A 25,849-nucleotide genomic window follows, 5' to 3' on the forward strand; every position below is an offset into this window, starting at 1 on the left:
TTTAAACTGATAATCTGGTGGTATTGTACTGATTATTTAATCATTAAGATTAAGCATACAGACTCTCAACTGTGATCGCTCATAATGAGTAAAACGGTCTGTATTAACTATCTGTTTTTTCAAAAGGGTCTATTATTGGTTATATATTTTACGTTACATATGTGCAGTTAAACTCACCCGGGGATGGGAAGTTTGATGTCGTTTACGCTACAGATCTATAACTAGCGCTTAACAGTACTTTCTGCCTTCATAACCGGAGGTAAAGATATGTCAGTATCTTCTACTGTGGTTAAGAATGAGGTGGATAGTGATGCACTTGGAGATGCGCTGGTCAGTGCCGGATGCCTGACTGAAACAGATCTGCAGCGTGTGCAGCAGATGAAAGAGGTCAGCGCTGACGATACGCCGATTACCCAGTTACTGGTTCGTTTAGGGTTACTATCCGAAACGGTATTGGCCAAACAACTTGCCTCCTTGCTGAGTCTTCCTCTGATCGATGCTAAACAGTTTCCTGTTCAGCCCATTCTGCCTGACAAGCTATCCTTCAGATTTTTAAAAGAACACAAAATTCTTCCTGTGCGGATGTCAGAAAACCATCTTCATATTGTTCAATCTGACCCCTTTGAGAGTTTTGCGCTTACCGCTATGCAGCATGCAACAGGGCTTGAGATCGTTCCAGGAATCGGGGTCTCAACCGAGATAGAGAACGCGATCGAGCGCCTGTATGGTCAGGGGAATAGCCAGATGGGCAATATCCTGGCTTCGGTCTCAACGGACGAAGCAGCGGGAGAGCAGGATATTGAACAACTCAAAGATATGGCCAGTGAGGCCCCTGTTATTCGGTTAGTCAATTTGATTATCTTGCGGGCTGTTGAATCAAGAGCTTCGGATATACACATTGAGCCATTTGAGAACAGCCTGAAGGTACGTTATCGGGTTGATGGCGTGCTTCAAGAAGGTGAAGCGCCACCGATTAATCTCTCACCTGCTGTTATATCTCGCATCAAAATAATGGCACGACTCAACATTGCAGAACGGCGCCTGCCACAGGATGGGCGTATAGAGCAGCGTATTCAGGGGAAAGATCTGGATATACGTGTATCAACAGTGCCGACAATGTATGGCGAAAGTGTTGTATTGCGTTTACTTGATCGTGAAAGTGTTGCACTCGAATTTAAAGAATTAGGGTTTGATCAACAGCTAATTTCGAAACTGCAAGCGGTTCTTGCCATACCTCATGGAATGTTGATTGTTACTGGACCAACCGGTAGTGGGAAAACAACTACCCTGTATGCGGCTCTAAGTAATCTAAATACAGAGCAAAGCAAACTGATCACCGTTGAAGACCCGGTTGAATATCAGCTTGATGGCATTAATCAGATTCAGGTTAAACCTTCAATAGGTCTCTCTTTTGCCGGAGCATTACGATCTATTGTAAGGCAGGACCCAGATGTAATCATGGTGGGGGAGATGCGAGACCTCGAAACTGCACGTATCTGCGTACAATCCTCACTTACGGGCCACATTGTACTGTCGACGTTACACACTAATGATGCAGCCAGTAGTCTCACACGCCTGCTGGAGATGGGGGTTGAAGATTACCTATTGACGTCGACACTCAATGCAGTTTTGGCTCAGCGACTGGTGCGTAGGTTATGCCTCCATTGTCGTGAGGCATATACACCGCTTCCCGAGATCATCAGTGAGTTTCGATTACAGGAATTAAACTTGGGAGAGGCTGTTCATTTATATCGCCCTACTGGGTGTGAGCAGTGTAATGGCACTGGCTATCACGGGCGTGTCGCTATCATCGAAATACTGGTTATGAATGATGAGTTAAGGCGTCAGATATTAAAGCATGCTGATGCTGGCGCGATCCTGGTGGTTGCTCGTCAATCGGGTATGCGCACCATGTATGAGGATGGTTGTATTAAAGCGCTGGCGGGCGTGACAAGTATTGAGGAAGTCATACGCGTTACGCAGGAGGCTTAATGATGACCGTCTATTATTTCCGGGCTGTATCCAGTGAGGGTGAAGTACAAAGCGGGCAGCTTGAAGAGGAGAGTGAAAAAGGGGTCGTACGTCATCTGCACAATCAGGGTTTGATCCCACTTTCTATTGATATCCAATCCAACGACGTTGACCTCATTAAGATTCTTAATACCAAGATCGGCTCCAAAGGGATCAGTGAAGGGCGATTATTACTGTTTACCCAGCAACTTGCGACACTGATGCAAGCCGGTATATCTCTGGATCGTGCATTGGAGATCATGATCGATGTCGGAGATGATGGTGAGCTGAAAGCGGTGCTGATTCCGATCAAAGAGGGGGTACGTAAAGGACTGCCTTTATCAGAAGTCCTTGCAGGGCATCCGGATTCCTTCTCACATTTTTATATCAGTATGGTTCAGGCATCAGAAGCTTCTGGTGATCTGGGTGAAGGCCTTGAGGGGCTGGGCGAATACCTTGAAAGAAGCAAAACACTCAAAGAGCAGGTGCTCTCTGCGCTGATCTACCCGATCATTCTGGTCGTGGTTTCTGCTGCCTCCCTGCTAATTATCCTCACCTATGTTGTCCCCCAGTTTACCCAGCTCTTTGAAGGAATGGGTGAGGCCTTGCCGATATCAACACAGTTCGTGATTGCCGTTGCTGAAGGACTGAAATCTTACCTGCCATGGATATTGGTTGGAGGTGTACTTTTGTGGATCTTCTGGCGTATGCGATTGAATCAGCCCGCTGCTCGTTCAAATTGGGATGCCCGGAAATTAAAAATCCCATTGTTTGGGCCGCTTAATCAACGTATCGAAACCGCACGGTTTACACGCAGCCTCGGGACATTAGTGGGGGGGGGAGTACCTTTACTCAATGCGCTGTCAATCGCTCGGGAAACGCTTACGAACAGGCGCATGGCAGAGGCTATTACGGATGCGATCGATCACCTGAAAGAGGGTGAGCACCTGGCCAAACCGTTGCGCTTGAGCCAGCTATTTCCAAGCCTGGCAATACAGATGATTCAGGTCGGCGAAGAGACAGGACGTCTTGAAGAGATGTTATTAAAGGTTGCGAATTTGTATGACAGAGAGGTCGGGGTTGCGATCAAACGAATGTTAGCCATTTTGACCCCGGCTTTGATTGTCTCGCTGGGGATTGTTATCGCAGGAATTATCATGTCGATTCTGGTGGCGATCATGAGTCTGAATGATATTCCAATTTAAATATTGAAGGAGTTCGCACTATGAAGTCCACGACTCAAAGGTATCAGGATAAATGCCGTCGCCCTAAGGGCTTCACGCTCCTCGAAATCCTGGTGGTATTGGTGATTTTAGGGTTACTAGCCAGTCTTGTGGGCCCTCAGGTATTTAAGCAGCTCTCAAGTTCAAAAAGTAAAACAGCATCACTACAGATTGAAGAGTTGTCCTCTGCTCTGGATCTTTATCGATTAGAGGTTGGAGGATACCCAACCTCAGAACAGGGGTTGGATGCCCTGATCAACAAGCCAGCCAATATAGACAAATGGAACGGTCCCTATCTGAAAAAATCGATCATCAGGGATGACCCGTGGGGTAATGCTTACATCTATGTTTTCCCTGGAGAGCATGGTGAATTTGACCTCTACTCGCTGGGTGCTGACAAACAGGAGGGGGGAGAGGGTGAAAATAAAGATGTAAAGAGCTGGGAGTAAGGCTTTCAATGGAGCGCAAGCGATGCACACTGACCGGTTGCTGGGTTTTACATTACTAGAATTGCTGATCGTGTTGATTATTGCCGGTTTGGCAATGAGCGTTGTTGCGCCTCGTTTCGGGGGCTTACTGCCAGAAGTCCAATTAAGGAGTGAGACCGGTAAAGTCGTTTCGTTATTGCGTCAGGCACAGAGCATATCGATGTCACGTGGTGTGATGATTGAGGTGGCTGTAGATGGTGAACACTCCAGTATCCAGATCAAAGAGTTGGGAGAAGCGGGTACACCTATGATCCCTCTTGAGTTAAATGCTGTGCTTTCATCTGAAGGACGGGGTGCTATTCGATTTTACCCTGACGGGACGAGCAGTGGGGGTAGGGTAGAACTTCAGTCAGGTCAGCGAATAAGAGTCGTACAGGTTAACTGGCTAACGGGACAGGTTCAGAGTGATGGATAGGGTCTATCAGAATCGATGTAGAGGTTTCACACTGTTGGAGGTGCTCGTTGCTTTTCTGATTTTGTCACTCTCATTGGGTGTCATTATGAATATATTATCATTGTCGGCCAGTACAGCGCATCTGACCGATTCAAGACAGCGTGCACTGCTGTTCGCTGAATCTAAAATGGCAGAGTTGGCAGTCGACCCGGATCTCAAATCCGGTATCAGTCAGGGCGAATTTGATGAAAAATTCCGCTGGGAAGCCTCCATCACTGAATGGGAATTTCCCGATTATGATCCCAGCCTGAGCACTACCGTTACACCTTACCAAATAACGCTGGCGGTTAGCTGGTCAGATCTGCCGACAGAACGCATCACCCTGCATAGCGTTCATCTTGTTATGGGTGAATCCTTATGACCTTTCACAGGGCGGGTGCAGCAGGATTTACGCTGGTCGAAATGATGATTGCACTGGTTCTGCTCGGTTTGTTATCCGCTGTGATATCAACTGGATTTTTTTTGGCGATTAAAAGTTGGGAAGCCGTTGAACATCATCAGGGGGTACAGAACGAACTGGTTACGGTGCAGAAAGCATTGAGAAGTACGCTGTCAAATATGCGGGCTGAATTTATACGCGATATCGATGGTGTCCGGCAAATTGCCCTATTCGGTGATGAGCAAGAGCTGATTTTTCTGTCACCGCTCAAGCAGATAAAGCGTGGGGGTGATCTTTTTTGGGTACGCTTGGCAACCGAGCTGAATGAATCACAGGATCAGCATCAGTTGATCGCCTCCTATATGCCCTATGTGCCGCTGATCGATAATACGCCTAACAGAAAGGTTTCTATTAGCAGCGGAAACCTGGATTGGGCAGAGTTGCGACAACAGTTGATTGATGAGGGGTCTCGGGTCTCCATTTACCGGGGGGACTTAACGGCTTTCAGATTCAGCTATCAGGACACAAGCAATAAACGTATTCCTGAATGGGAATCAGAATGGTTGAAAAAAGAGAACCTGCCGACACTGATGCGCATTCAATTTGGTGAGCGATCTGAAGCCTGGCCCGATCTGATGATTCGTCCAAGGGTATTTTCATATGATTTTACCGGTTCACGATAAAACACACTCGGATTCTGGTGTCGCCCTTGTGGTGGTTCTGTGGTTTTTAGTACTGCTATCGGTTATGGCTACTCATCTCTCGTTTTCAAGCCGGACTGAAGCACGCATCAGTCATAACCTTTTCAGTGCAGCACAGGCAGGTTATGCCGCTGATGCCGGTGTTCAATGGGCGATCTGGCGCTTATCACTGCCCGCACAGCAACAGTGGCTTGCAGATGGTGGAGTGCATGAGGTGGCACTGGCTGAGGCGACGGTCAGAGTGAGCCTTCAGGATGAAAATGGAAAATTAAACATCAACAGCGTTGGAGCGGCCGAGCTATTACCGTTATTTGCTGCTGCAGGCGTTGATGAAACAACAGCGAGCATGTTGACCGACAGAATCCTCGATTGGCGTGATAAGGATGATCTTAAGCGACTGAATGGTGCTGAAAATGAGGATTATATCAAGGCGGGCTTAGACTACGAGATTGGGGATGGGCTGTTTCGCTCCCTCGAACAGCTACAAAAAGTATTGGGTATGGAAGCGTGGATCTATAAACGAATAGAACCGGCACTGAGTACCCGATCACGATTTCAGGGTGTGAACCCATTGGTTGCGCCCCGACTTGTGTTGCTATCGATGCCGGGGGCCACTGAAGAGCTGGTAGAGCAATATATAGAACAACGTCGCAGTGACCGTGAAGCGGGACTAGTGGCTAAAGGGTTAGAGCTGCCATTAGCACAATTCATTCCGGTAACAACGCCGGGTGTGTACTACACTATTGAAACAGAGTCAAGACTAAGAGACGGAGCAGGAGCAAGGCAAAAGCTTCAGCTTGTAAGAAGCGGAGCGGGTCAGCAAGTACGATATAAGATCACTGAAGTAATCGATCTCTATGAACCCGAACAACCAATATGCCCTGGTCAGGAGTGTCCTGAGTTAAGGTGAGATCTATGGAAAAGCAGGCTTTACCTGAAGCGAGGAGCGCAGCCCATCAGTTTGCTGACCAAGTACAGCGATTCTGGTGCTGGTGGACCGGAGAGCTTGGGGCGATGTTACCAGAGTCTCTGCTGGAGCGTTTTAAAGCAAAACGCACCTATATGGTGATTGAGCTTCACCCTGAACAGAGTGCAATCAGGTATGGACAGAAGGGCGAGCTGATTCAGCTGGCTACAATCGATTATGAGCAGGGTAGGCTCGGATCCATACCGCATCTCACATCAGAATCAGACCATGCTGATGAAGTTATCTGCCTGTTACCACCCGTCCTGCTCTTAACGAAGAAAATCTCCCTGCCACTCGTAACTGCTTCTAACATTGACAATGTTCTCCGATTCGAAATGGATCGGTATACGCCTTTCAGTGCAGATCAGGTCTATTACGGTTATCGAATTGAACCACAGAAGAGTGGCAGCAAAATGCTGGAGATCACCTTAAGCCTGATTCATAAAACTCAACTTGATCCGTTACTTGATCAATTCAAACAAGCGGGGATAAGGGTCAATGTGGTTGCACCTGCTGCAGATTCCAGCCGTGAGCTTTACAGCATGAACCTGCTTCCGCAGGTGAAAGAGAAAAAGACCTTAGCATTCTCTCTGCCTCTGAAGATTGTCCTCATACTGGCGCTATTGATTTTCGCATTATTCTTTTTGCTTCAGTGGCAGGAACAACAGGTGGAAACACTGCGTACGCAAAGTGAGATTCCTCGACAGAAAGCTGAACAGGCACAGCAGATCAGTGCTGAGTTAAAAAATCTGGCAGAGAGCCAGCAGTTTCTGCAAAACAGGAAAGAGGCCACCGTCTCAAGGTTGATACTGCTAAAAGATCTCACTACAAGAATGCCGGATCATACCTGGATCAACAACTTTCAGCTGGATGGATCAACCCTGAAACTTCAGGGGGAATCAAATGAGGCGTCATCACTGATCGGATTACTGGAAGACTCAACACTCCTTCAGAATGTGCGCTTTTCGTCACCCGTGACTCAGAACGCTAACTCGAAAAAAGGTCGCTTTGCAGTGATTGCACAGATCGGGAAGGAGGCGCCATGAATCAATTAACCCTGATTCAGAGGCGAAGCATAGCGATCGGCCTGTTATGTCTAATGTTGGTCATAATCTACCAACTCATTTTTTCACCCCTATTAACGCGCTATCTTGAAAACAAAGCACAGATAAACCAGCTTGAACATCAGATGGAAGTTTATCAACGTGTAATCGAGAACAGTGGTAATGAGCAGACACAGCTGGAACAGATGCGGGCTGAGAATCCTTCTGCCGGGTTATACCTGAATGAATCACGCCCCAGTCTGGCGGCAGCTATGCTGCAGCAGTTGCTTACTGAGTTATTAAACAGCAGTGGTGGGCAACTGGTCAGTACACAGATCATTTCAAATGCTACGTCTGAAGAGATTATCCCGGCGGTTACATTGCAGGTGCGAATGCGCTCAGAGATCAATGAACTGGTCGCACTGCTTTACGATATTGAGTCCCATCAACCTTATCTCTTCACCGAAAATCTGATTATCTCCTCAACATCGCGTGTCGTGAACAGGCCTCCCCGAATCAGCAGTAGAAACAGAGCACCAGTTCGACAGCGTTTAAAGATTCCAACGCTGGATGTCCGATTTGATCTGATCGCATACACCGCAAGGGGGGGAGAATGATGCGTCTTTGGATACACGCCACCCTGACCCACCGGTTACTGTACCTGTTGATAGGCTGTTGCCTTTCATACACTACGATGGCTGATCAAATCAGCAACAATGCGCTACCTGAGATCGAGGCATATAGCGAAATATCACAACGCCCTCTGTTTCATTCGACACGACGCCCCAAGCCAAAATCACAGAATGGGGGATCGGATTCGCAGGGAGATCTACATGAAAAATGGCGCTTGTCCGGAATTGTGACACATGAAAATGAGCCTGTTGCACTGTTTGCGGATCGCAGCGGTAAAACGAATGTGCGGCTAACAGTTGGAATGCCATTGGATCAACAGGGAGTGCTTTCAGAAGTAGGTACCGATTTTGCCCTGGTTGATGATAACGGTGAATCAATAAGGTTCGAACTCTGGGAGCCAAGAGATAGGAGCCCGGTTAAACCGCCGGTAACAGCGGAAAATGGAACATCAAAACAACCCAAAATATCCCCGAGAGCGCGTATTCAGCCTGAAAAGGTTGATCAGGCGGGTGCCGATAAAAAGTGAGCCGAGGGAGAGAGATTATGAATAATAAAAGCATGTTGCCCATGTGGTTAGTTGCTTGCAGTCTGTTTCTTGCGGCTTGCAGTCTGACACCCGGTGGAAACCGTAACACTCTGGATAATCCATGGCATCCGGAAAACAAGAAGCAACCTGTATCGGATCAAGCAAGCGCTGACGTGATGAATCAACCAATTAAAAGCTCTGAAAATCGCTTCTCTAATCAGGGAGGCCCTAGTACTGCACCTATGCCGCCAACATCTGAAATCTTTGAAGGGCATGGCTCGATGGTTGCCAATGTCACGGTTGAACCCATTTCTGAAACGACCCCGCATGGTGATATTACGTTGAATTTCCAAAGTGCAGAGATCAGCGAGATTGTAAAAACCATACTCGGGGATATTCTGCAGAAAAACTATGTAATTGATGAACGGGTAAGGGGGGCTGTGCACCTGCAGACGAGTCGACCACTAAACAGAGATGAACTGATCCCAACACTCGAAGCTTTATTGAGAATTAATGGTGCAGTTCTACGCCAGACAAGAAATTTTTTTGAAGTCGTACCTGCGGAGTCTGCGCTTGATGCTGGGTTCTCACCACGTACAGGGTTAAAAGCTGATAGTGGTTATCAGGTACTGATACTACCGCTTCGTTACATCGCATCCAGTGAGATGATGAAAATACTTGAGCCTCTTAAACCAAAACAGGGCTTAATGGAGGTCGATAGTCGTCGGAACTTACTGATTGTAGCCGGAGCAGTCGATGAGCTGGTAAACATACAGGAAACCGTGCGTATCTTTGATGTTGACCAGCTCAAAGGGATGTCTGTGGGGTTGTTCCGTCTTGAAACGGTGACAGCCGAAGTGATGGTGGATGAACTGGAAGCGATTTTTGGTGATTCTGCAGAGGGGCCTCTTGCCGGATTTGTTAAGTTTCTACCTATCGAGCGATTGAATGCATTACTCGTGATAACCCCCCAGAAGAAATACCTTAGAGATGTGAGAGTATGGATTAAGCGCTTAGACCGCTCCGAAGATCCTCGTGGCATGAATATGTACGTCTATTATGTTCAGAATGGGAAAGCTGAAAACCTTGCCAATATGCTCTCTGAGTTATTCGATAATCAGCGTGACAGTAATAGTGGCCAGGGTGATCAAGACAACAGGCAGAACGAGGATCAGGAAAGACAAAATACATCCGAGGAAGCAGCATTGGATAATCAGACCAGAACCGCTTCCGCACGACGTGTTAATAACCGTATTGGTGATGAAGGCTCAAGTCTTGATGTCGGTGATGTTAGTATCATCGCAGATGAGGAGAATAATGCACTGCTCATTCTGGCGTCCCCATTGGATTATGAAAAAGTACAACAAGCGATTGTAAAGTTAGATGTGCTACCTTTACAGGTACTTGTTGAAGCGACCATTGTTGAGGTCTCGCTTTCAGATGAGTTGAGATATGGCCTTCAGTGGTTCTTTAAATCCAGATTAGATAATAAATCTGCTATTGGCTCATTAGGTAATACACCATTCGCAGCCCCTTCTAATTTTTTCCCAACTGCAAATTTTGAAGTTTTTGATGCGGTAGGCACTCGGTTACTGCTCAATACCCTCGCCGAAGATTCAAAACTAAACGTGATATCATCACCCTCGTTAATGGTTCTGGATAACCATACCGCAACTATTCGGGTCGGTGATCAGGTGCCGGTAAGAACCTCGGAAACAACGGCTAATAGCAGTGATAATCTCAATACAACTAGTACCATTCAATTTAAGGATACCGGCGTGCTGCTCGAAGTTACACCACGAGTTAATGCAGGTGGGATGGTCGTATTGGAGATTAAGCAAGAAGTTAATGATGTAGATGAGACTACAACATCAGGCATCGACTCCCCAACAATCATTCAACGCCAGATCGAAACCAGTGTTGCAGTACAAAGTGGAGAGACACTGGTCCTGGGCGGTTTAATCAAGGAAAATCGTGATCGTAGCAGTGCAGGCGTGCCCGGGCTGAGACATGTCCCTGTTGTGGGCTGGATGTTTGGTAGTGAAGGTAAGAGTGTTAGCCGCACAGAGCTTGTCGTCATGATTACTCCAACTGCTGTCACCGATAGAGAAGAAGCGCGTAATGTGACACGGGAATACCGGCAGAAACTTCAAGGAATTGAGTTTTAATGAGTGACACACTTAATTAAAACCTACCCATTACCAGTCGTGAAAAATAGAGTGTGCTCTATCATCTCACCTCTTCTATGTGTGGGAAAATAGATCATGCATTTATTGCTAGTTGTTACATAAACTCCTCTCAAAAGCGCAAAGTTTTATATTGGATTTCCTGTTCATGAAAGTAACGGAATCGTTACAGTGTGAACGGATTATTAATCCTTTTAAAACAGCGTGTTAGTTATCTCTTGTTGGTGCCTTTATACATTAGTAGAGCAATAGTGTGCCATCGGCATTACACTCCCTCCTTATCCTCTGTGTATTTAATAAATAATTCTTTTAGTATCAGTTGGTTAGCTATTGGGCATGGCTATTGCTTATCTAGGCAGTGAGTCAGCAGCCTGTAACCGGTTTCTGGACTCCGGGTCTCTGGAAGATGGGGTGCTCTACCGCTACACATGTTGAGTGAGACTAATCGTTGTGTGGGAATGAGAAGGCCCATCGAAGGGCAAGCCCAAGCTGAAGGGCGAGGGCTTTAATCAAATACATATTCGGATAGGTCAAGGTTGCTCAACCAATGAGAGTTGATTAACGCAGGCTGAGCCGAATAAAAGAGGTTCTGTTCCCCTGACGTGTGGGGAGGTGAACCATGGAGGTGAGAAATGAAGAGTTTCTCGCGATGTATAACACAACGAGTGACGGAATTCTTATTCCTGATATTCCTGTCACTGGGCGGCGCACTGGCTTATGCAGTTGATGATCCAGACCATGTCTCCTTTACCCTTGAAGGGTGTAAAGGTGATGTCGAGTTGGCCGCTTATGACGATGTCAATTTCATCTGTACCGATGTAGGGCTGTATACCACAGGTAACCTCGGTAAAGGGTGGAATGAACTGGATATCGTCCCACATAGATTGACGACGGCTGCAGGTAATGCTGCGCCCGCGTCGCAAACCTACAGAGTCGCGCTGACCCTGGATAATGAGAGTGCCGGTAACCCCGGTTACGATCTGCTGACAGAGCCTGCTTTGAATGCAGCGATGTCTGATCCCAGCTGTTCAATCTCATTCAGTGCTCAGGGTACAGCACCTGATGCGGGTGATACGATTATCTTCAGAACGCTGGATATTACACAGGATAGAAACAGTGTCTGTGTAATTGACTGGGCAGGTCGACTGGCGTTGGGATCACACCTTTATCCCGGATCATCCCTGCATGCGCATACCAAAAACCAGGCGCTAGGTACGCAGGGTATCGGTAATAAAGACGTATCGATTCCAGTTAAGGAGATCTTAGCGCAAGTGCTGTCAAAATCGATGGCGGCTGAACGGGATTCTCAGAAAACATGGAATGTTACTAAAATATCTAACCCCGCTGTGTTGATGTTTGGTGATACCTGTATCGTGGACCCATCAGGTAATGCACAACAATTGACGATAGACGTAAGCTGGACTGTTGTTGAAAGTCCTGCCGGGGAAGTGACTGTGATGACAGATATTACAGCTACAAACCCTGCGCATCGTAAATTATTAGTTAGCGTTGAAGATGTAATATCTGGGGATTTTGGCTCTGGTTATGTTGAGCTTCCATTCTTAACGGATGGTGTAATCGATGTAGAAATAGAAGCGAATACATCGATGGTTGTTTTTCATCATGAGGAAACGTTTGATCAGGCTGATCTTGATGGGTTAGGGCTTGGCCTTAATTTGAACGATCTGGTTGGGATGATGGATACGGCAACCGCAACCTACACTGATTTTGCGTTTCCTGATGTTGTTATACCCGGTGAGCTCACTGCTGATGCGAGTACAGGCATAAATAGCAGTGGTGTTGTGCTTAATGACACAGCAGTAATTACCGATGTAGAACAGATTAGCGGCCTAGGCCTTTCATTTTCTGTCGATGGTTTTTCTGGAACAACAGGTAGTTACAAAAATGGCTATATCGAAGGTGACCCAACCACGGGATCAGTCACTTGGGAATCTGATCCGCAATCCGAAAGCGGATCTGTAACATTCAATAAAACAGTTTATCTGGACATGCCGAGGAATGTTAATGGTTTGATCTCTGATACAGCTACATTGAACGGGTCTGATGGTGCCTTCGCACAACAGAGCGCCAGTTCAGATATCTCTGCGACAGCAACGTCTGAACTAACGATCAACAAAACCGTAGATATCACTCCGGATGGAAATGAAGAGTTCGTTTTCATGTTTAATGTGTCTGGCTTAGGTGATTATCCTATTACCATTTTACCTGGTGAATTCAGCGGATCTGTTGTTTTAAGTGGAATCAATCAGACAAATTATACAGTGACTGAATCTGCAACAGCTGGGTTCGATATCAGTTCTGCTAATCCACAACAGATCGATTTTGGTCAACCAGAAGGCCCTCTACTTTGTGATGGTAGTGTTGATTTTGCAAATGTGGCGAGATTAGCTACTGTTCAGGTGATTAAAGAAACAGATCCTGAAGGTGCAGAAGCTGGTTGGATATTTGATCTGACAGGTCCCGGCGTATCTGAGAGTGATACCACCGATGGCAGCGGAACAGCCGACTTTGGTGGCCTGACCTTAGGTGAAGGTACCTATACCATGACAGAGCAAGGTATGGGTGGTTGGGATCTGACTCAGGTAACCAATCCTGATGGCAGTAACGATCCTGCTGAATGTACCTTTACCGTTAACCTCCCTGAAGATGCAGATGAGCAGTTCACCTGTACCTTTGAGAATACTCAGAGAGGTATGATAATCGTTGAGAAAATACTCAATGGTGAAGTTCAGGATCAGGCGGTATTTAGCTTTGATACTAACGATGCTGAAGGTATCAGTGACTTCGACTTAGCTGCTTCTGTCGGTACTGTGCCTGATTGTGGATCTGATCTGCAATGCAGAACCTTTGATAATCTGAAACCCGGATTCTACAGTGTTGTAGAATTAGGACCTTCAGGCGATTTCGATTTCAGTAGTTTAACCTGTGATGTAATCGAAAATGGTGCTGATGGAGATCAGGATAGTATCTTAAATATCTCTGGCCAGATGGTTGATATAGGTCTCGCTGCGGGTGAAACCGTTAAATGTACCTATACCAATTCACGCTTAGCTAACCCAGGCAGTATCTTTATTGAAAAATATGTTGTTGGTCCTGATGGTTCCACCATCATTACAGATAGAGATGCTCAATTCCCATACAGCACCGCCTCGAATCAGGATGGTCAAGGTGATGGCGGCGTAGGCCTGCCTGGTAATTTCAGCCTGACGACAGTCAATGGTCAAGCTGCTACCTCACCTTTATTTACCAATATCTTTGCCGGGGATCATACCGTGACCGAATCGGTACCTGCTGGATATACGCTTGATCGCGTCGAGTGTGAAGAGGTTGGTGGTACCACCGGTGATCCGAGTACAGGCGTTAATGGTTTTGCTGAGATCTCATTGGATGATGGCGAAACAATTATCTGCCGGTTCTACAACAAACCATTGCCACGTATCCGCGTACTTAAAGCATTAATTCCATCCAACGATTCCGGACTATTTGATCTGCGAGTTGATGGTAGTGTTGAAGCTGCAAGCGTAGGTGATGGCGGTGACACTGGATGGGTAACTGTCAATGTGGGTAGCCACAGCGTCAGCGAACTTGGCTCGGGCGGTACTGATTTGAACAACTACGTCTCCGATGTGAGTTGTGATAACAATACGGGTGTCGACCCAGGTACCTCACTCGATGTAGGCAACCTGGATTACAATGACGATGTCACCTGTACCATCACCAACACCCGTAAGGGTAATATCAAAATCGTGAAAAATTCGATTGGTGGTGATGGCTCGTTCGACTACACAGGCTCGTTAGGTCTTACCAGTCTGACTACCCAGGGTGGTAGTGATGATACTGGTACGACTTACTTCAACCTGAACCCAGGTACTTACACCGTGACAGAAACGGACCCTGGTCCTCAGTGGGATCTGACTGATCTAAGCTGTTCTGATACTGACAATACCGTTGTGAGTAATGCGACAGCAACGATCGAACTAGATCCAGGTGAAACAGTCGTCTGTACCTATGAAAATACCCGTCGAAGCAACATCATTGTCGAGAAAATCCTGAATGGTGAAGTCGCTGATATCGGAGTGTTTACTTTCAATACAACAGGCAATGGCTTCTCTGGCTTTAACTTAGAAGCAACTGTAGGGGTTGTACCAAACTGTAATACTGATCTGCAGTGCCGTACATTTAATAATCTGCAGCCCGGTTTCTTTAGTGTTACAGAAGCAGGCCCAACAGGTGATTTTGCCTTCGTTAGCTTAAGTTGTAGTGTAATAGTTGCTGCTGATAATAAGAATGACAGTGTAATTAATCTTAGTGGTCAAACAGCTGAGATTGGGCTTGCTCCAGGTGAAACTGTTAAGTGTACTTACACTAATTTCCGTGCAGCTAACCCAGGCAGTATCTTTATTGAAAAATATGTTGTTGGTCCTGATGGTTCCACCATCATTACAGATAGAGATGCTCAATTCCCATACAGCACTGCCTCGAATCAGGATGGTCAAGGTGATGGCGGCGTAGGCCTGCCTGGTAATTTCAGCCTGACGACAGTCAATGGTCAAGCTGCTACCTCACCTTTATTTACCAATATCTTTGCCGGGGATCATACCGTGACCGAATCGGTACCTGCTGGATATACGCTTGATCGCGTCGAGTGTGAAGAGGTTGGTGGTACCACCGGTGATCCGAGTACAGGCGTTAATGGTTTTGCTGAGATCTCATTGGATGATGGCGAAACAATTATCTGCCGGTTCTACAACAAACCATTGCCACGCATCCGCGTACTTAAAGCATTAATTCCATCCAACGATTCCGGACTATTTGATCTGCGAGTTGATGGTGGTGTTGAAGCTGCAAGCGTAGGTGATGGCGGTGACACTGGATGGGTAACTGTCAATGTGGGTAGCCACAGCGTCAGCGAACTTGGCTCGGGCGGTACTGATTTGAACAACTACGTCTCCGATGTGAGTTGTGATAACAATACGGGTGTCGACCCAGGTACCTCACTCGATGTAGGCAACCTGGATTACAATGACGATGTCACCTGTACCATCACCAACACCCGTAAGGGTAATATCAAAATCGTGAAAAATTCGATTGGTGGTGATGGCTCGTTCGACTACACAGGCTCGTTAGGTCTTACTAGTCTGACTACCCAGGGTGGTAGTGATGATACTGGTACGACTTACTTCAACCTGAATCCAGGTACTTACACTGTGACAGAAACGGACCCTGGTCCTCAGTGGGATCTGACTGATCTAAGCTGTTCTGATACTGACAATACCGTTGTGAGTAATGCGACAGCAACGATCGAACTAGATCCAGGTGAAACGGTCGTCTGTACCTACGAAAACACCCGTCGCGGTAATATCATCATCGTGAAAAATTCGATCGGTGGTGATGGTGAGTTTGCATACAGTGGATCACTAGGCTTGACCAGCCTGACGACTGTTGGTGGTACTGATGACACCGGTAATACCTACTTCAATATGGTTCCGGGTATTTACTCTGTGACAGAGACTGATCCTGCACCTAACTGGGATCTAACCGGACTGAGCTGTATTGAAACCGGTGGTCAAAATACTGCTACCAATAATGCAACCGCCAATATCATGCTGGATCCGGGTGAAACGGTTACATGTACCTATACAAACACCAAACGGATCATGGTTGATCTGTTGAAAACCTTCAATGGTCAGATCGATCCGAATCTAACCGTTGTCTTCGAGTTGTATGAAGGCCCAGACGGATTTGGTGGAACACCGTTAGCCAGCAGTTCTACTGCGGGTGATCTGGATGGAGTACTTGAGTTTGGTATGATCAAACTTCCAGCATCAGGTACCTATACCCTCTGTGAACGTGATATCCCGGTCGGCACTACCGCTAACTGGTGGCGTGATACAACATCACCGCCGGATGGTATCGGTGATGTGGATCTGAGTAGCTACGTCTATAACCCAAATAACATCGAAGATTTGGGTGATCGTTGTATCGACTTTGGTGCGGGTACAAACATCACCGTCGATGCGGGTGGCACATTACATCTCGTTGTTGATAATGAGCGCCCTGAGGGTGACCGTCGTACGCCAGGCTACTGGAAAAACTGGAATATGTGTAGCAGTGGTAACCAGGCTCAAACCGCAGAGAAAAATGGCGGATTTGAGAATGGATTCTGGTTGCTTGAAGATCTGATACCAAGTCGGGTTAACTCAATCGGTGATGTTGATGTGCTTAATTGTCTGACTGCGGTTTATATTCTGGACAGTCGAAGTGTCGGTGGTAAACACAGAAAACAGGCGAAATACGCAGATTTCAAACTGGCTCGTTCTTTATTAGCAGCCAAACTGAATCTGGCCGTACCAACCAGTGACTGTAGTCCTAGTGTCCAACATGTTGTTGATGCTGCAGATCAATTGCTAAAAGATGTTGGATATAACGCTAATACTGGTCAGTTAAGACCTAAAGATGCAGAACATAGTGATGCCATCTATCTTCATGGTATTTTGGATGACTTCAACAACAATATCTGTACCCCCTATACCCTTCCTTAAGGGTGAGGATGCAGAGTTAGGTTGAACGAAGAAACGGCGGGTGAAAACCCGCCGTTTTTGTATTTCAGCCCGTGGGAGCGGTGTCCTCACCGCGATCGCAATTCAGTTATTTTCTCTATGATAAGACCGCTCCGCCTATCGGCACATCCCATAAAAAAGGGCCCATCCCTGGCCCCTTTGCGGAGTGGGTTAGCAACGAATCCCGATGCTATTTCTTCTTACCATTGCCTTTTCCGCCGGTACCACCATCACCACCGTCATCGGAGGAGAGTTGCACGCTGACGGTGGCTGTCGCGGTTTTATCACCATCGCTGATGGTATAGCTGAAGCTGTCACTACGTTTGAAGCTACGCGCCGGCGTGTAGGTGAGTGTTCCATCACCGTTGATCCATACTGAACCTTTAGCGCCCTGAGAAACGGCTTCAACAGTGAGTGTGTCGTTCTCGGCATCATAATCATTTACCAGAACCGGGATGGTGATTGCGCTTTTGCTGCTCATGTTGGCAGTATCACTGACGGCAACCGGGGCAGTATTGGTAGATACCGCATTCACGGTAACGGTTACAGCAGCGGAGTCAGTGCCACCCTGACCATCACTGACCGCATAGTTAAAGGTTTCGCTGCCACTAAAGCCTGCTGCCGGTGTGAAGGTGATGGTGCCATTTGCGTTAACAACGGCAGTGCCATTTACACCACTGGTGCCAGTAACACTGAGCGTATCGCCATCGGCATCGCTGTCATTAGCCAGTACACTGATGGTAACGGCGCTGTCCTGATTAGTAGATGCGCTGTCATTAGATGCAACCGGGGCATGGTTGACGGCACTCACAGTAACCGTCACAGAAGCGGAATCACTGCCACCCTGACCATCGCTGATGCTGTAGTTGAAGGTCTCACTGCCACTAAAGCCCGCAGCCGGTGTGAAGGTGATGGTGCCATTTGAATTCACAACCGCACTGCCATTCACACCACTGGTGCCAGTGACACTGAGCGTATCGCCATCGGCATCGCTGTCATTCGCCAGTACATTGATCGTAACAGCGCTCTCTTCATTAGTAGAAGCACTGTCGTTAGATGCTACCGGCGCATGATTAACAGAGCTCACCGACACGGTTACAGAAGCGGTATCGCTGCCACCCTGACCATCACTGATGCTGTAGTTAAAGGTCTCACTGCCACTAAAGCCCGCCGCTGGTGTAAAGGTGATTGTACCGTTTGAGTTCACCACCGCACTGCCATTCACACCGCTGGTGCCAGTGACACTAAGCGCATCACCATCGGCATCGCTGTCATTAGCCAGCACATGGATCGTAACAGCACTGCCTTCATTTGTTGACGCGCTGTCATTGGCTGCAACTGGGGCGGTGTTTTCATTTACAACAGAGTTATCTATCATCACCATCCGACTTACACTAGTCGTATCTGCTTCTTTTGCAGCAGTCATGTTGAGTCCATAGAAAGTCTCTGCGGCAGTAGAGGGTGATGTAACCTGAAGAACGACATTAGTCGATTCGCCTGGTGATAGAGTTACGCTGCTGTTAGAAAAAGCTTTGCTCCATCCAGAAGGAACACTTGCGCTAAGTTGAATCGTGGAACTATCGCAGGCTACAGTATCCTGGTTACTGACTGTCAGTGTATATGAGACAGTGTCTCCGGCACTCAACCACTGGGTGAGTGATGGATCGGCGATTAGGCCTGGAACCGCTTGAGTACAAGTACCAGCAGCGACCGGATTCACATAAACTGTTGCGCCATTACTCGTTGTAGTTTCAGTCAGAATACTATTACCACTATAAGGGTCATAAAACTCAAAGCCGGGTTCAAGCGCTCCATCCCACCAGTCACTTGTATTCGGGGTCATGTCAAGAATAAAACTGCTATTACCATCGCTAGGGGAGCCTGAAGTCACAGTTACACCCTCTAGATAGTTACCTGCGATAGATAACCCACTGTCAAATCCAATAGGTTGACGATATTCAAGGTAGTACCAGGTTTGATTCCCTGTGGCGGGATCGATACCGTTATATACTTTGAGAGCTTTCGTATCGTTAGTATCTGCAGAATAGGGGTTAATGGTATAGCTACCAGGTGTGCTAACAGTCGTTATACTAGGAGAGCTGCCGAAGCCTAACCAACCTAGACGTTCCTTCTGGAACGCATTAAAGTGCCCGGCAACCATGGTACCCATGATGTCAGGGATATTACCGTATTCAATGCTGCTACAGTTTTCCCCTGTGCTTGCTGAGCCACACTCCTGCGCATGAGAATGGTAAAGACCTAAGTTGTGACCAAATTCATGTGCAATGGTTGAATAGGGCAGGCTGCCGTTAATGGTTGAGGTAGAGGGTGATCCACCCACGCTACCAACACCGCTCCATTTACAGGCACTGGTGTAGGGATGAATGAAAATTAGACGGTTATATTGGCTGAGATCATTACCCCGGCTTTCTGCTTGTGCCATTGCGCTTGATTGGATTGCTGCAGTATCACAGGTTGTACTGTTAACTGGAGCGGTGTACCAACCGAAAACATCACCTGTAAGCCAGGTCTGCCCAAATGAATTTTCACGGATGAAATCATCTACATCAGTAAACACACTCGCTTGGGTTTCAGCGACAGTGAATGGCTGATCATCCGGTGCATCCTGAAAGTTAATCAGGAATACAGCGGTTTTCTGTTCTCCGAATGTATTCGCGACTGGATCAGGCGTGCCTCCGTTACTACTCCCAGAAGTATCACCACCTGCAGCCAGTGTTAGGATGCCGGCATCACCACTTTCTGCTGCAAGCAGCCCATCATGATCGTTTATGTCAGTAAGGTTATTAAGTAATACACCCTTAACTTCCACCAGCTCCCCAGTTAGGTGTTGCTTTGGCTTACCTGCTTGATTTAACGCAAAACGTTCACCGGCTGGAGTATTAAGGTAGCGGCGGAGTTGATGGCTGCCGTCTTCATAATCTTCATAGAACAGCTCTAATTCACCTTGAACAGTGACAATCTGCTCGAGTTGTTCCTGTACCTCGGAGGGGAGTTCGGACTGTTTCTCGTTGGGAATTGCAAGCGCCAACGCTTTGGCAGGATTGTGTTGAATCAGTTCGGCCATCAGCGTACGACGTGATTGAGCCTGTTCAATCAGTGCCTGTAAAGCCGTGCTCTTTGCTGCTTTACCCTGCGCTTTTTTCCAGTTGTTTTTAGCCTTGATCAACGCTTCTGTAGACGCTTGGGTCACTGCATGTTCAGCATTGGCATGTGAATGCCTATGAGACTGTGCAATAGGATGCGCGTGATCATGTGGATGATCATGAGAAGAAGCCAGTAATACTGGGCTGATGGTCAGTGCCGCCGATATACTGAGAGCGGCACAAAGTGCACGTGGTTTAAACGAATAAGTGTTCATGAGAATCTCCGCATAATTTCTCGCGAAAGATCCTCTGCAACGAATGGCTGCAAGGTAGGAATAAATTCTCTCCTTCGGTAGTCCGGCCATCCCTACGAGACAAATAGGGGGATCCGTAACTTTGCGACACCTGATTACTCAGGCTGTGCCTTTATCGGGAGAGGATCTTTCTAATCTGTTTTTCTGCTATAGCTAGTAGCAGTTACTGACTTGTCCACACGGCTATCTCATCTGTGAGTTTACGCAATTTCTTACACCACTTGCCCATGATATCCACTATCAGGTGGGTGCGTTTAGCCTGCCTGGGTGTACTACTGTTCACTAAGTGTTACACCCTGTAAATTTTGCGTAATACTATCATTAACTATAGGTTATGTCTTATACAATTGTGGAATAAACAAACGGCTGCTTGCTTATTAAATAATCATTAGTCAATCTAATATAAGTTGTAGTTAATCTGAAGATTCTTCAAGTGGGTAGGTCGGATGCCAATCATTTTCTAGTTCATCCCACAAAAGAATATAGGGGGCGGATGATGCATGAATGGAGGAGGGGTGGTGCCGTTGCTGACGACGTTTAAGGTCATGTATGAGGGTTTGTCTCCACTGAGTTGAGTTCGAGTGAGTATCCACCAGAATTGGTAACTTATTGGAATAGTCTTCCTTTAAACTCAGTACTGACTTTGGTTTGGAGCCTGCTATACGCATGGTTCATTTCCTCTCCCCCATAGGTATTTCACGCAATGATTAAGCCAAATATAAAAGCCTATATTTTACAAAGCATTAGAAGAGATAGGAGGATTGATTGACCGTAATTGTCACACGTATGATACAGTTTTAACTGTTAACGCAGGTCGTACTTTTCTATTAACCGGTAGAGTGTGACGCGTGATACCCCCAGTATTTTGGAGGCCTTAGAGACGTTTCCATGTGTATAGTGAAGTGTGCTCCGAATTGCGAGCTCTTCTGCCTGATCCCGCGCTTTATCCAGTGTAATAATTTCATGGTTAACCTGATAATGCGATAGTCCCAGATCTGAAGCGGTCACAAGTCGGTTATCACTCATTATCAGTGCTCTGCGGATGCGGTTGATCATCTCCCGTATATTACCTGGCCAGCGATGTGTATTCATTGCAGTAATGGCCTGCTTTGAAAAACCATGGCATCTGTTTTGAACGCCCTCTGAGAATTTTTTAAAAAAGTAGTTAGCAAGTAACTCTATATCTTCATAGCGGTCGGATAGAGTGGGAAGGTGGATATTAAGAACGTTGAGGCGATAGTATAGATCCTCTCTGAAACGACCCTCTTCAACCGCTTTTTCGAGGTCAATATTGGTGGCTGCGACTATTCGTGCATTGATGTGGAGCGTTTCGACGCTACCGAGCCGTTCGATCGTTTTTTCCTCTAAGAAACGTAGTAGATAGACCTGAAGTTCGAGCGGCAGATCACCCACCTCATCCAGAAAAAGTGTTCCATCGTGCGCCGCTTCAATACGCCCAATTTTACGTTTATGGGCCCCCGTAAATGATCCTTTCTCATGGCCGAACAGTTCAGCATGGATGAGCGAGTCAGGCAGTGCGCCACAGTTGATCGCAACAAATGCACCTTCGCAACGCGAGGATCGCTGGTGGATAGCACGGGCTACCATCTCTTTACCGGTACCTGTCTCGCCCGTAATAAGTACAGGGGCGTCAGTGGCGGAGATCTTACGGATCTGAATGAATATTTTGCGCATAGTGTCACTAGCACCAACCATCTCACTGGAACCAATGAGGTCATTGTCACTGTCATTCGCAGCTCTTAGCAGTGAAATCCCGTAGGCATGACCCAGTGTTGCCTTCAGGTAGTTAAGATTATTTTCCAGGGGCAGAGTGAAATAGTCATAAAAGTTTTCATAGATCAGAGTTCGGAAATCCTTATCTGCCAGATCTCCCTCCTCAACAAGGGCGATCCAAACCGTTCCATATTCATACCCTATGAGGTTGACGATATTTTCCTGTTGCTCTTTAGACAGGTGGCTTAGGTAGACCATACCTACCAGATAATTATGAGAGTGGATGATACTTTTTGCCCGGAAGGCAGAGGTAACCCTATCTACTGACCAGTCAGTAAACGGGAATCTTTCGATGTTATTTTGATGCTTATCGGCAAGATCGAGGTAGACAGCCTTTCTTACACTTTCACCACTAATAAAAGCATCGTTAGACAGAGGTTCCATGATGCTTTTCCTTATTTCCGTGTGCTTATAACTGCGCAACCTATCCTTTTGAGCACTTTATATTCACCCTGTCATTAAGTGTAGACGGGATATGAATGACCGGGTTGAAAGCTTTGCAATACACTGGTGTTAATCATGAGTTACATTTTTGTAACTGCTCTATTTTGGCAGGAGAGTGTGAAAGTTAGTCATAACAGCTGTTGTATAAAGGAATAATGGCTCTGATGGTTCTATATTTATAGGACATCAAAGGGAGATACGATGATGTACAGTCAATACTTTGGATTGTCTGAACCTCCGTTCTCGATAGCACCTGACCCTCGCTTTCTTTATATGAGTGATCAGCACAGAGAGGCACTTGCACACCTGCTGTATGGTATAGGAAGTAATGGGGGGTTTGTGCTCCTGACCGGTGAGGTTGGGACCGGTAAGACAACCGTTACACGCTGTCTGTTAGAGCAGCTTCCTGAGAGTACCGATGTTGCCTATGTACTCAATCCCAAATATACCGTTGAAGAGTTATTGGAAACGATCTGCGACGAGCTCGCCATTAGTGTCGAGAGGGAAGGTCTGGGGATTAAAGAGTATGTCGATGCGATCAATGGCCATCTGATTGAAAACCACCGGCGTAACCGAAACACAGTTCTGATAATCGATGAAGCACAGAACTTATCAGTAGATGTATTGGAAACGATTCGCTTACTGACCAATCTGGAAACAAATACCAAGAAGCTTTTACAGATCATACTGGTAGGGCAGCCGGAGCTATCTGATCTGTTAGAACAGCAGGCGCTCAGGCAGCTTAACCAGCGTATCACCGCACGCTATCATCTTCGGGCGCTCCATCAAGATGAGATTCAGAGCTACCTCAACCATAGACTGGCGGTAGCCGGTGTTGATTGCCCGCTCTTTCAACCCGGCTCAATCAAGCGATTATATAAACTGACAAAAGGGATCCCCCGGCTGATTAATATCATCTGTGATCGTGCCCTGTTGGGTGCTTACGTGCAGCGTGAAAGCACGGTTAAGGCTGAGGTTTTGGGAAAGGCTGCAGGTGAAGTTTTAGGTGATAGTAAAGATGACCATAGCAACTCGTGGCTTAGAGTGCCTGTAATGGCTGTGGTCTCATTGATTGTGATTGGGGTGATCTTTGTTGGATCTTTTTTCACGTCCCCTCAGCTTAAAGCCTGGGTTTCATCAACTGAGTTGATTCAACCGCCATCCTCTGAGGTGTTGAATAGTCAATCTGCCTCACTTGAAGATGAACAGTCAGCATCAGCGGTAATAACACCAGAAGATGAGAAGTTTGGCAGTGTGCCTTTAAACCAGAAGAGTGACATTCCTGATCTGGTGAATGAGGACATTGAAGCTGATGATAAGCTGCATGAGGTTAGAGCAGCACCGGTTATCAAAGAAGGGGATACGGCTGTAGTTGCTCAGTCACAACCTCCGGAAAGTGTTGATAAAATTGCCATCACCAATCCAGCCAACTGGGCCTGGGAAAATAAGTCGGAAGCGGAGCTCAGTGAGGTACTCGCTTATCAGCATCTATTCTCGCTATGGGGAATTGAGTTCCAGCCTAAAGAGGATCCGGCAGTCTGCACATTTGCTGAATCAAACGGGCTCAGCTGTTATTTTCAGGTTAGATCGCTCAGTGAGCTGGCTAGTCTTAACCATCCTGCAGTACTCAAACTGTTGAATGCTGTCGGTGTTCCCTTTTACGTTACCTTGGTAGAGATCAACGGTGAATACGCGGATCTGTATATTGCAGAGAGCAAACGCCGTGTAGCTTTGAAGGACCTGAAACTATGGTCTACCGGGAATATAACGCTGCTGTGGCGTAAACCGCAAAACTATAGACATCCGCTGTTGCCTGGTGCTCAAGGTGATCTGATCACCTGGCTGGACCAGCAGTTAGCAGTGGTACAGGGTCGGAATCCGAGAACACCCTCACCTGAAATTTATGATGAAGCGCTCGTTTGGCAAGTCAAAAAATTCCAGAGTAGTTTTGGTTTAATGGCGGACGGTGTGGTGGGACCCAAAACAGCGATGCAATTGGCAGCAGTGACATCACAGTCGATTCCCAAGCTAAGAGAGTGAAAGGAAGGTACTATGTCCTATATTCTTGATGCCTTAAAACACTCTGATTCAGAGCGACAGAAAGGCTCCATACCTGACCTTCAAAGCCAGCCTATAATCTATCATCGTCCTGCCAGGAGAGCGGGGATACGATGGGTCTATCTTATCCCTGTTGCCGTTATCGCATTCACTGCGGGGTATTTATTGCTGCCCGATAACCCCGGCCAAATATCGGTACCCCCTCCATTAGAGGATGAAATAATTCCCTTTGCTAAAACGGGTCTGTCTGCCACCGAATTGCCCCAGGATAACCGAGTTGAACAAGTTTCACCGGTCGAATTAGAGAAACGTGAAGAGAAGCGCACAGAGCAATTACCCGTGAGGGGAACGGATCAAAATCAACTACTGACGATCTCTGAAGAGAGTATCAAAGATCTCTCTGGTATCACTTTTGAAGTTGCTGCTGTGCAACCTGTAAGGGAAAGTAATCTTACGGTGAATCCACCACGTTCAATTGAGAGCCATACAACACGTCCTACTGTCGCCGTTCCAGAAAAAACAGAGGCCGTTGATAAGCTGAAGAAGCCTGACGTTAATCGGATTACCGTCAATAAGCCACCTACAGTGGCCATGGCTGAATCGATAACACCCTCAGATAAGCGTGATCCGTATGTTGGGGTCAGGCACTTTAAGCAACTGAGCAGCGAGATCAAACGGGAGATTCCAGCGTTAACCTTCTCCGTGCATATCTTTTCTGATACCCCCTCAGGCCGGATGGTTAAGATCAATAATAAAACCCTGAGAGAGGGGGGGATGCTTAATGGCGACCTCAGGCTGGAAGAGATTACAAAAGATGGCGTGATCATGGTGTACCGCGGGCAGAGATTCTGGCGTGGCACACAATAGACTTAAATGAATATCCGCATAAAAATTAATGCTACTAAATTGGGATTCAATATTTCTTATGGATATAAGAATATAAA

At 46.8% G+C, this 25,849-nt stretch carries 17 protein-coding genes, 1 pseudogene and 1 riboswitch; of the genes and pseudogenes, 15 read left to right on the forward strand and 3 right to left on the reverse strand.

Annotated elements, in window-relative coordinates:
* Positions 1 to 267 precede the first annotated feature (267 nt).
* The 13 genes and pseudogenes from gspE (at position 268) to Q0882_RS04690 (ending at position 17,173) form a co-directional block, all read left to right on the forward strand.
* Entirely contained in the window at positions 268 to 1,992 is a 1,725-nt protein-coding gene (gene gspE / locus Q0882_RS04635; RefSeq protein ID WP_299178576.1) for a type II secretion system ATPase GspE, read from the forward strand.
* The gene (locus Q0882_RS04640) at positions 1,992 to 3,215 is read left to right on the forward strand and encodes a type II secretion system F family protein (RefSeq protein WP_299178578.1); all 1,224 of its coding nucleotides are present in this window, start codon (positions 1,992 to 1,994) and stop codon (positions 3,213 to 3,215) included. The genes gspE and Q0882_RS04640 overlap by 1 nt, the downstream gene beginning before the upstream one ends.
* 20 nt (positions 3,216 to 3,235) lie before the next feature.
* Complete coding sequence (gene gspG / locus Q0882_RS04645; RefSeq protein ID WP_299178580.1) at positions 3,236 to 3,682, forward strand: type II secretion system major pseudopilin GspG; 447 nt, start codon at positions 3,236 to 3,238, stop codon at positions 3,680 to 3,682.
* 22 nt (positions 3,683 to 3,704) lie between these two features.
* Complete coding sequence (locus Q0882_RS04650; protein WP_299178582.1) at positions 3,705 to 4,136, forward strand: GspH/FimT family pseudopilin; 432 nt, start codon at positions 3,705 to 3,707, stop codon at positions 4,134 to 4,136.
* Positions 4,129 to 4,215 (forward strand): annotated as a pseudogene (locus tag Q0882_RS16740) (prepilin-type N-terminal cleavage/methylation domain-containing protein); the annotation flags it as partial. The gene Q0882_RS04650 and the pseudogene Q0882_RS16740, both read left to right, overlap by 8 nt.
* Positions 4,216 to 4,221: 6 nt before the next feature.
* Positions 4,222 to 4,536, forward strand: coding sequence for a hypothetical protein (locus Q0882_RS04655; RefSeq protein WP_299178584.1), 315 nt, complete (start codon positions 4,222 to 4,224; stop codon positions 4,534 to 4,536).
* On the forward strand, positions 4,533 to 5,237 hold the full coding sequence (locus Q0882_RS04660) for a prepilin-type N-terminal cleavage/methylation domain-containing protein (RefSeq protein ID WP_299178586.1): 705 nt from the start codon (positions 4,533 to 4,535) through the stop codon (positions 5,235 to 5,237). Before Q0882_RS04655 ends, Q0882_RS04660 begins: the two co-directional genes overlap by 4 nt.
* A complete protein-coding gene (locus Q0882_RS04665; protein WP_299178588.1) occupies positions 5,215 to 6,165 on the forward strand; it encodes a general secretion pathway protein GspK in 951 nt (316 codons plus the stop codon). The genes Q0882_RS04660 and Q0882_RS04665 overlap by 23 nt, the downstream gene beginning before the upstream one ends.
* Positions 6,166 to 6,170: 5 nt before the next feature.
* On the forward strand, positions 6,171 to 7,268 hold the full coding sequence (locus Q0882_RS04670) for a PilN domain-containing protein (protein WP_299178590.1): 1,098 nt from the start codon (positions 6,171 to 6,173) through the stop codon (positions 7,266 to 7,268).
* Positions 7,265 to 7,882 (forward strand): type II secretion system protein GspM, encoded by a 618-nt coding sequence (gene gspM / locus Q0882_RS04675; RefSeq protein ID WP_299178592.1) that lies wholly within the window; start codon positions 7,265 to 7,267, stop codon positions 7,880 to 7,882. Before Q0882_RS04670 ends, gspM begins: the two co-directional genes overlap by 4 nt.
* Positions 7,879 to 8,424: a hypothetical protein gene (locus tag Q0882_RS04680; RefSeq protein ID WP_299178594.1), complete on the forward strand. Its 546-nt coding sequence runs from the start codon at positions 7,879 to 7,881 to the stop codon at positions 8,422 to 8,424. Before gspM ends, Q0882_RS04680 begins: the two co-directional genes overlap by 4 nt.
* 17 nt (positions 8,425 to 8,441) lie before the next feature.
* Positions 8,442 to 10,592 carry a type II secretion system secretin GspD gene (gspD, locus tag Q0882_RS04685; protein WP_299178596.1) on the forward strand — a complete coding sequence of 717 codons (2,151 nt, stop codon included), beginning with the start codon at positions 8,442 to 8,444 and terminating at the stop codon, positions 10,590 to 10,592.
* Between the two features lie 650 nt (positions 10,593 to 11,242).
* Positions 11,243 to 17,173, forward strand: coding sequence for a hypothetical protein (locus Q0882_RS04690; RefSeq protein ID WP_299178598.1), 5,931 nt, complete (start codon positions 11,243 to 11,245; stop codon positions 17,171 to 17,173).
* Between the two features lie 208 nt (positions 17,174 to 17,381).
* Here the strand turns inward: Q0882_RS04690 and Q0882_RS04695 are convergent, their stop codons facing one another.
* The 3 genes from Q0882_RS04695 to Q0882_RS04705 form a co-directional block, all read right to left on the reverse strand.
* On the reverse strand, positions 17,382 to 20,570 hold the full coding sequence (locus Q0882_RS04695; RefSeq protein WP_299178600.1) for an Ig-like domain-containing protein: 3,189 nt from the start codon (positions 20,568 to 20,570) through the stop codon (positions 17,382 to 17,384).
* A gap of 73 nt (positions 20,571 to 20,643) precedes the next feature.
* Positions 20,644 to 20,730, reverse strand: a riboswitch (cyclic di-GMP riboswitch).
* Positions 20,731 to 21,022: 292 nt separating this feature from the next.
* Positions 21,023 to 21,277 carry a hypothetical protein gene (locus tag Q0882_RS04700; protein WP_299178602.1) on the reverse strand — a complete coding sequence of 85 codons (255 nt, stop codon included), beginning with the start codon at positions 21,275 to 21,277 and terminating at the stop codon, positions 21,023 to 21,025.
* 136 nt (positions 21,278 to 21,413) lie between these two features.
* Positions 21,414 to 22,787, reverse strand: coding sequence for a sigma-54 dependent transcriptional regulator (locus tag Q0882_RS04705; RefSeq protein WP_299178603.1), 1,374 nt, complete (start codon positions 22,785 to 22,787; stop codon positions 21,414 to 21,416).
* 261 nt (positions 22,788 to 23,048) lie between these two features.
* Between Q0882_RS04705 and Q0882_RS04710 the strand changes: the two genes are divergently transcribed.
* On the forward strand, positions 23,049 to 24,887 hold the full coding sequence (locus tag Q0882_RS04710; RefSeq protein WP_299178605.1) for an ExeA family protein: 1,839 nt from the start codon (positions 23,049 to 23,051) through the stop codon (positions 24,885 to 24,887).
* Positions 24,888 to 24,899: 12 nt separating this feature from the next.
* Positions 24,900 to 25,772 carry a general secretion pathway protein GspB gene (locus tag Q0882_RS04715; RefSeq protein WP_299178607.1) on the forward strand — a complete coding sequence of 291 codons (873 nt, stop codon included), beginning with the start codon at positions 24,900 to 24,902 and terminating at the stop codon, positions 25,770 to 25,772.
* The last annotated feature ends 77 nt before the right edge of the window (positions 25,773 to 25,849 follow it).

This window comes from uncultured Neptuniibacter sp., from assembly GCF_947498015.1.
Classification (GTDB): Bacteria; Pseudomonadota; Gammaproteobacteria; order Pseudomonadales; family Balneatricaceae; genus Neptuniibacter.

Bases quoted from the DNA above. Each gene is read 5' to 3' on its own strand.
- Q0882_RS04710 (WP_299178605.1), top strand. From the start codon at position 23,049: ATGATGTACAGTCAATACTTTGGATTGTCTGAACCTCCGTTCTCGATA.
- Q0882_RS04640 (WP_299178578.1), top strand. From the start codon at position 1,992: ATGATGACCGTCTATTATTTCCGGGCTGTATCCAGTGAGGGTGAAGTA.
- Q0882_RS04665 (WP_299178588.1), top strand. From the start codon at position 5,215: ATGATTTTACCGGTTCACGATAAAACACACTCGGATTCTGGTGTCGCC.
- Q0882_RS04680 (WP_299178594.1), top strand. From the start codon at position 7,879: ATGATGCGTCTTTGGATACACGCCACCCTGACCCACCGGTTACTGTAC.
- Q0882_RS04670 (WP_299178590.1), top strand. From the start codon at position 6,171: ATGGAAAAGCAGGCTTTACCTGAAGCGAGGAGCGCAGCCCATCAGTTT.
- Q0882_RS04650 (WP_299178582.1), top strand. From the start codon at position 3,705: ATGCACACTGACCGGTTGCTGGGTTTTACATTACTAGAATTGCTGATC.
- Q0882_RS04700 (WP_299178602.1), bottom strand. From the start codon at position 21,277: ATGCGTATAGCAGGCTCCAAACCAAAGTCAGTACTGAGTTTAAAGGAA.
- Q0882_RS04695 (WP_299178600.1), bottom strand. From the start codon at position 20,570: ATGAACACTTATTCGTTTAAACCACGTGCACTTTGTGCCGCTCTCAGT.
- Q0882_RS04715 (WP_299178607.1), top strand. From the start codon at position 24,900: ATGTCCTATATTCTTGATGCCTTAAAACACTCTGATTCAGAGCGACAG.
- Q0882_RS04690 (WP_299178598.1), top strand. From the start codon at position 11,243: ATGAAGAGTTTCTCGCGATGTATAACACAACGAGTGACGGAATTCTTA.
- Q0882_RS04705 (WP_299178603.1), bottom strand. From the start codon at position 22,787: ATGGAACCTCTGTCTAACGATGCTTTTATTAGTGGTGAAAGTGTAAGA.
- gspE (WP_299178576.1), top strand. From the start codon at position 268: ATGTCAGTATCTTCTACTGTGGTTAAGAATGAGGTGGATAGTGATGCA.
- gspD (WP_299178596.1), top strand. From the start codon at position 8,442: ATGAATAATAAAAGCATGTTGCCCATGTGGTTAGTTGCTTGCAGTCTG.
- gspM (WP_299178592.1), top strand. From the start codon at position 7,265: ATGAATCAATTAACCCTGATTCAGAGGCGAAGCATAGCGATCGGCCTG.
- Q0882_RS04660 (WP_299178586.1), top strand. From the start codon at position 4,533: ATGACCTTTCACAGGGCGGGTGCAGCAGGATTTACGCTGGTCGAAATG.
- gspG (WP_299178580.1), top strand. From the start codon at position 3,236: ATGAAGTCCACGACTCAAAGGTATCAGGATAAATGCCGTCGCCCTAAG.
- Q0882_RS04655 (WP_299178584.1), top strand. From the start codon at position 4,222: ATGAATATATTATCATTGTCGGCCAGTACAGCGCATCTGACCGATTCA.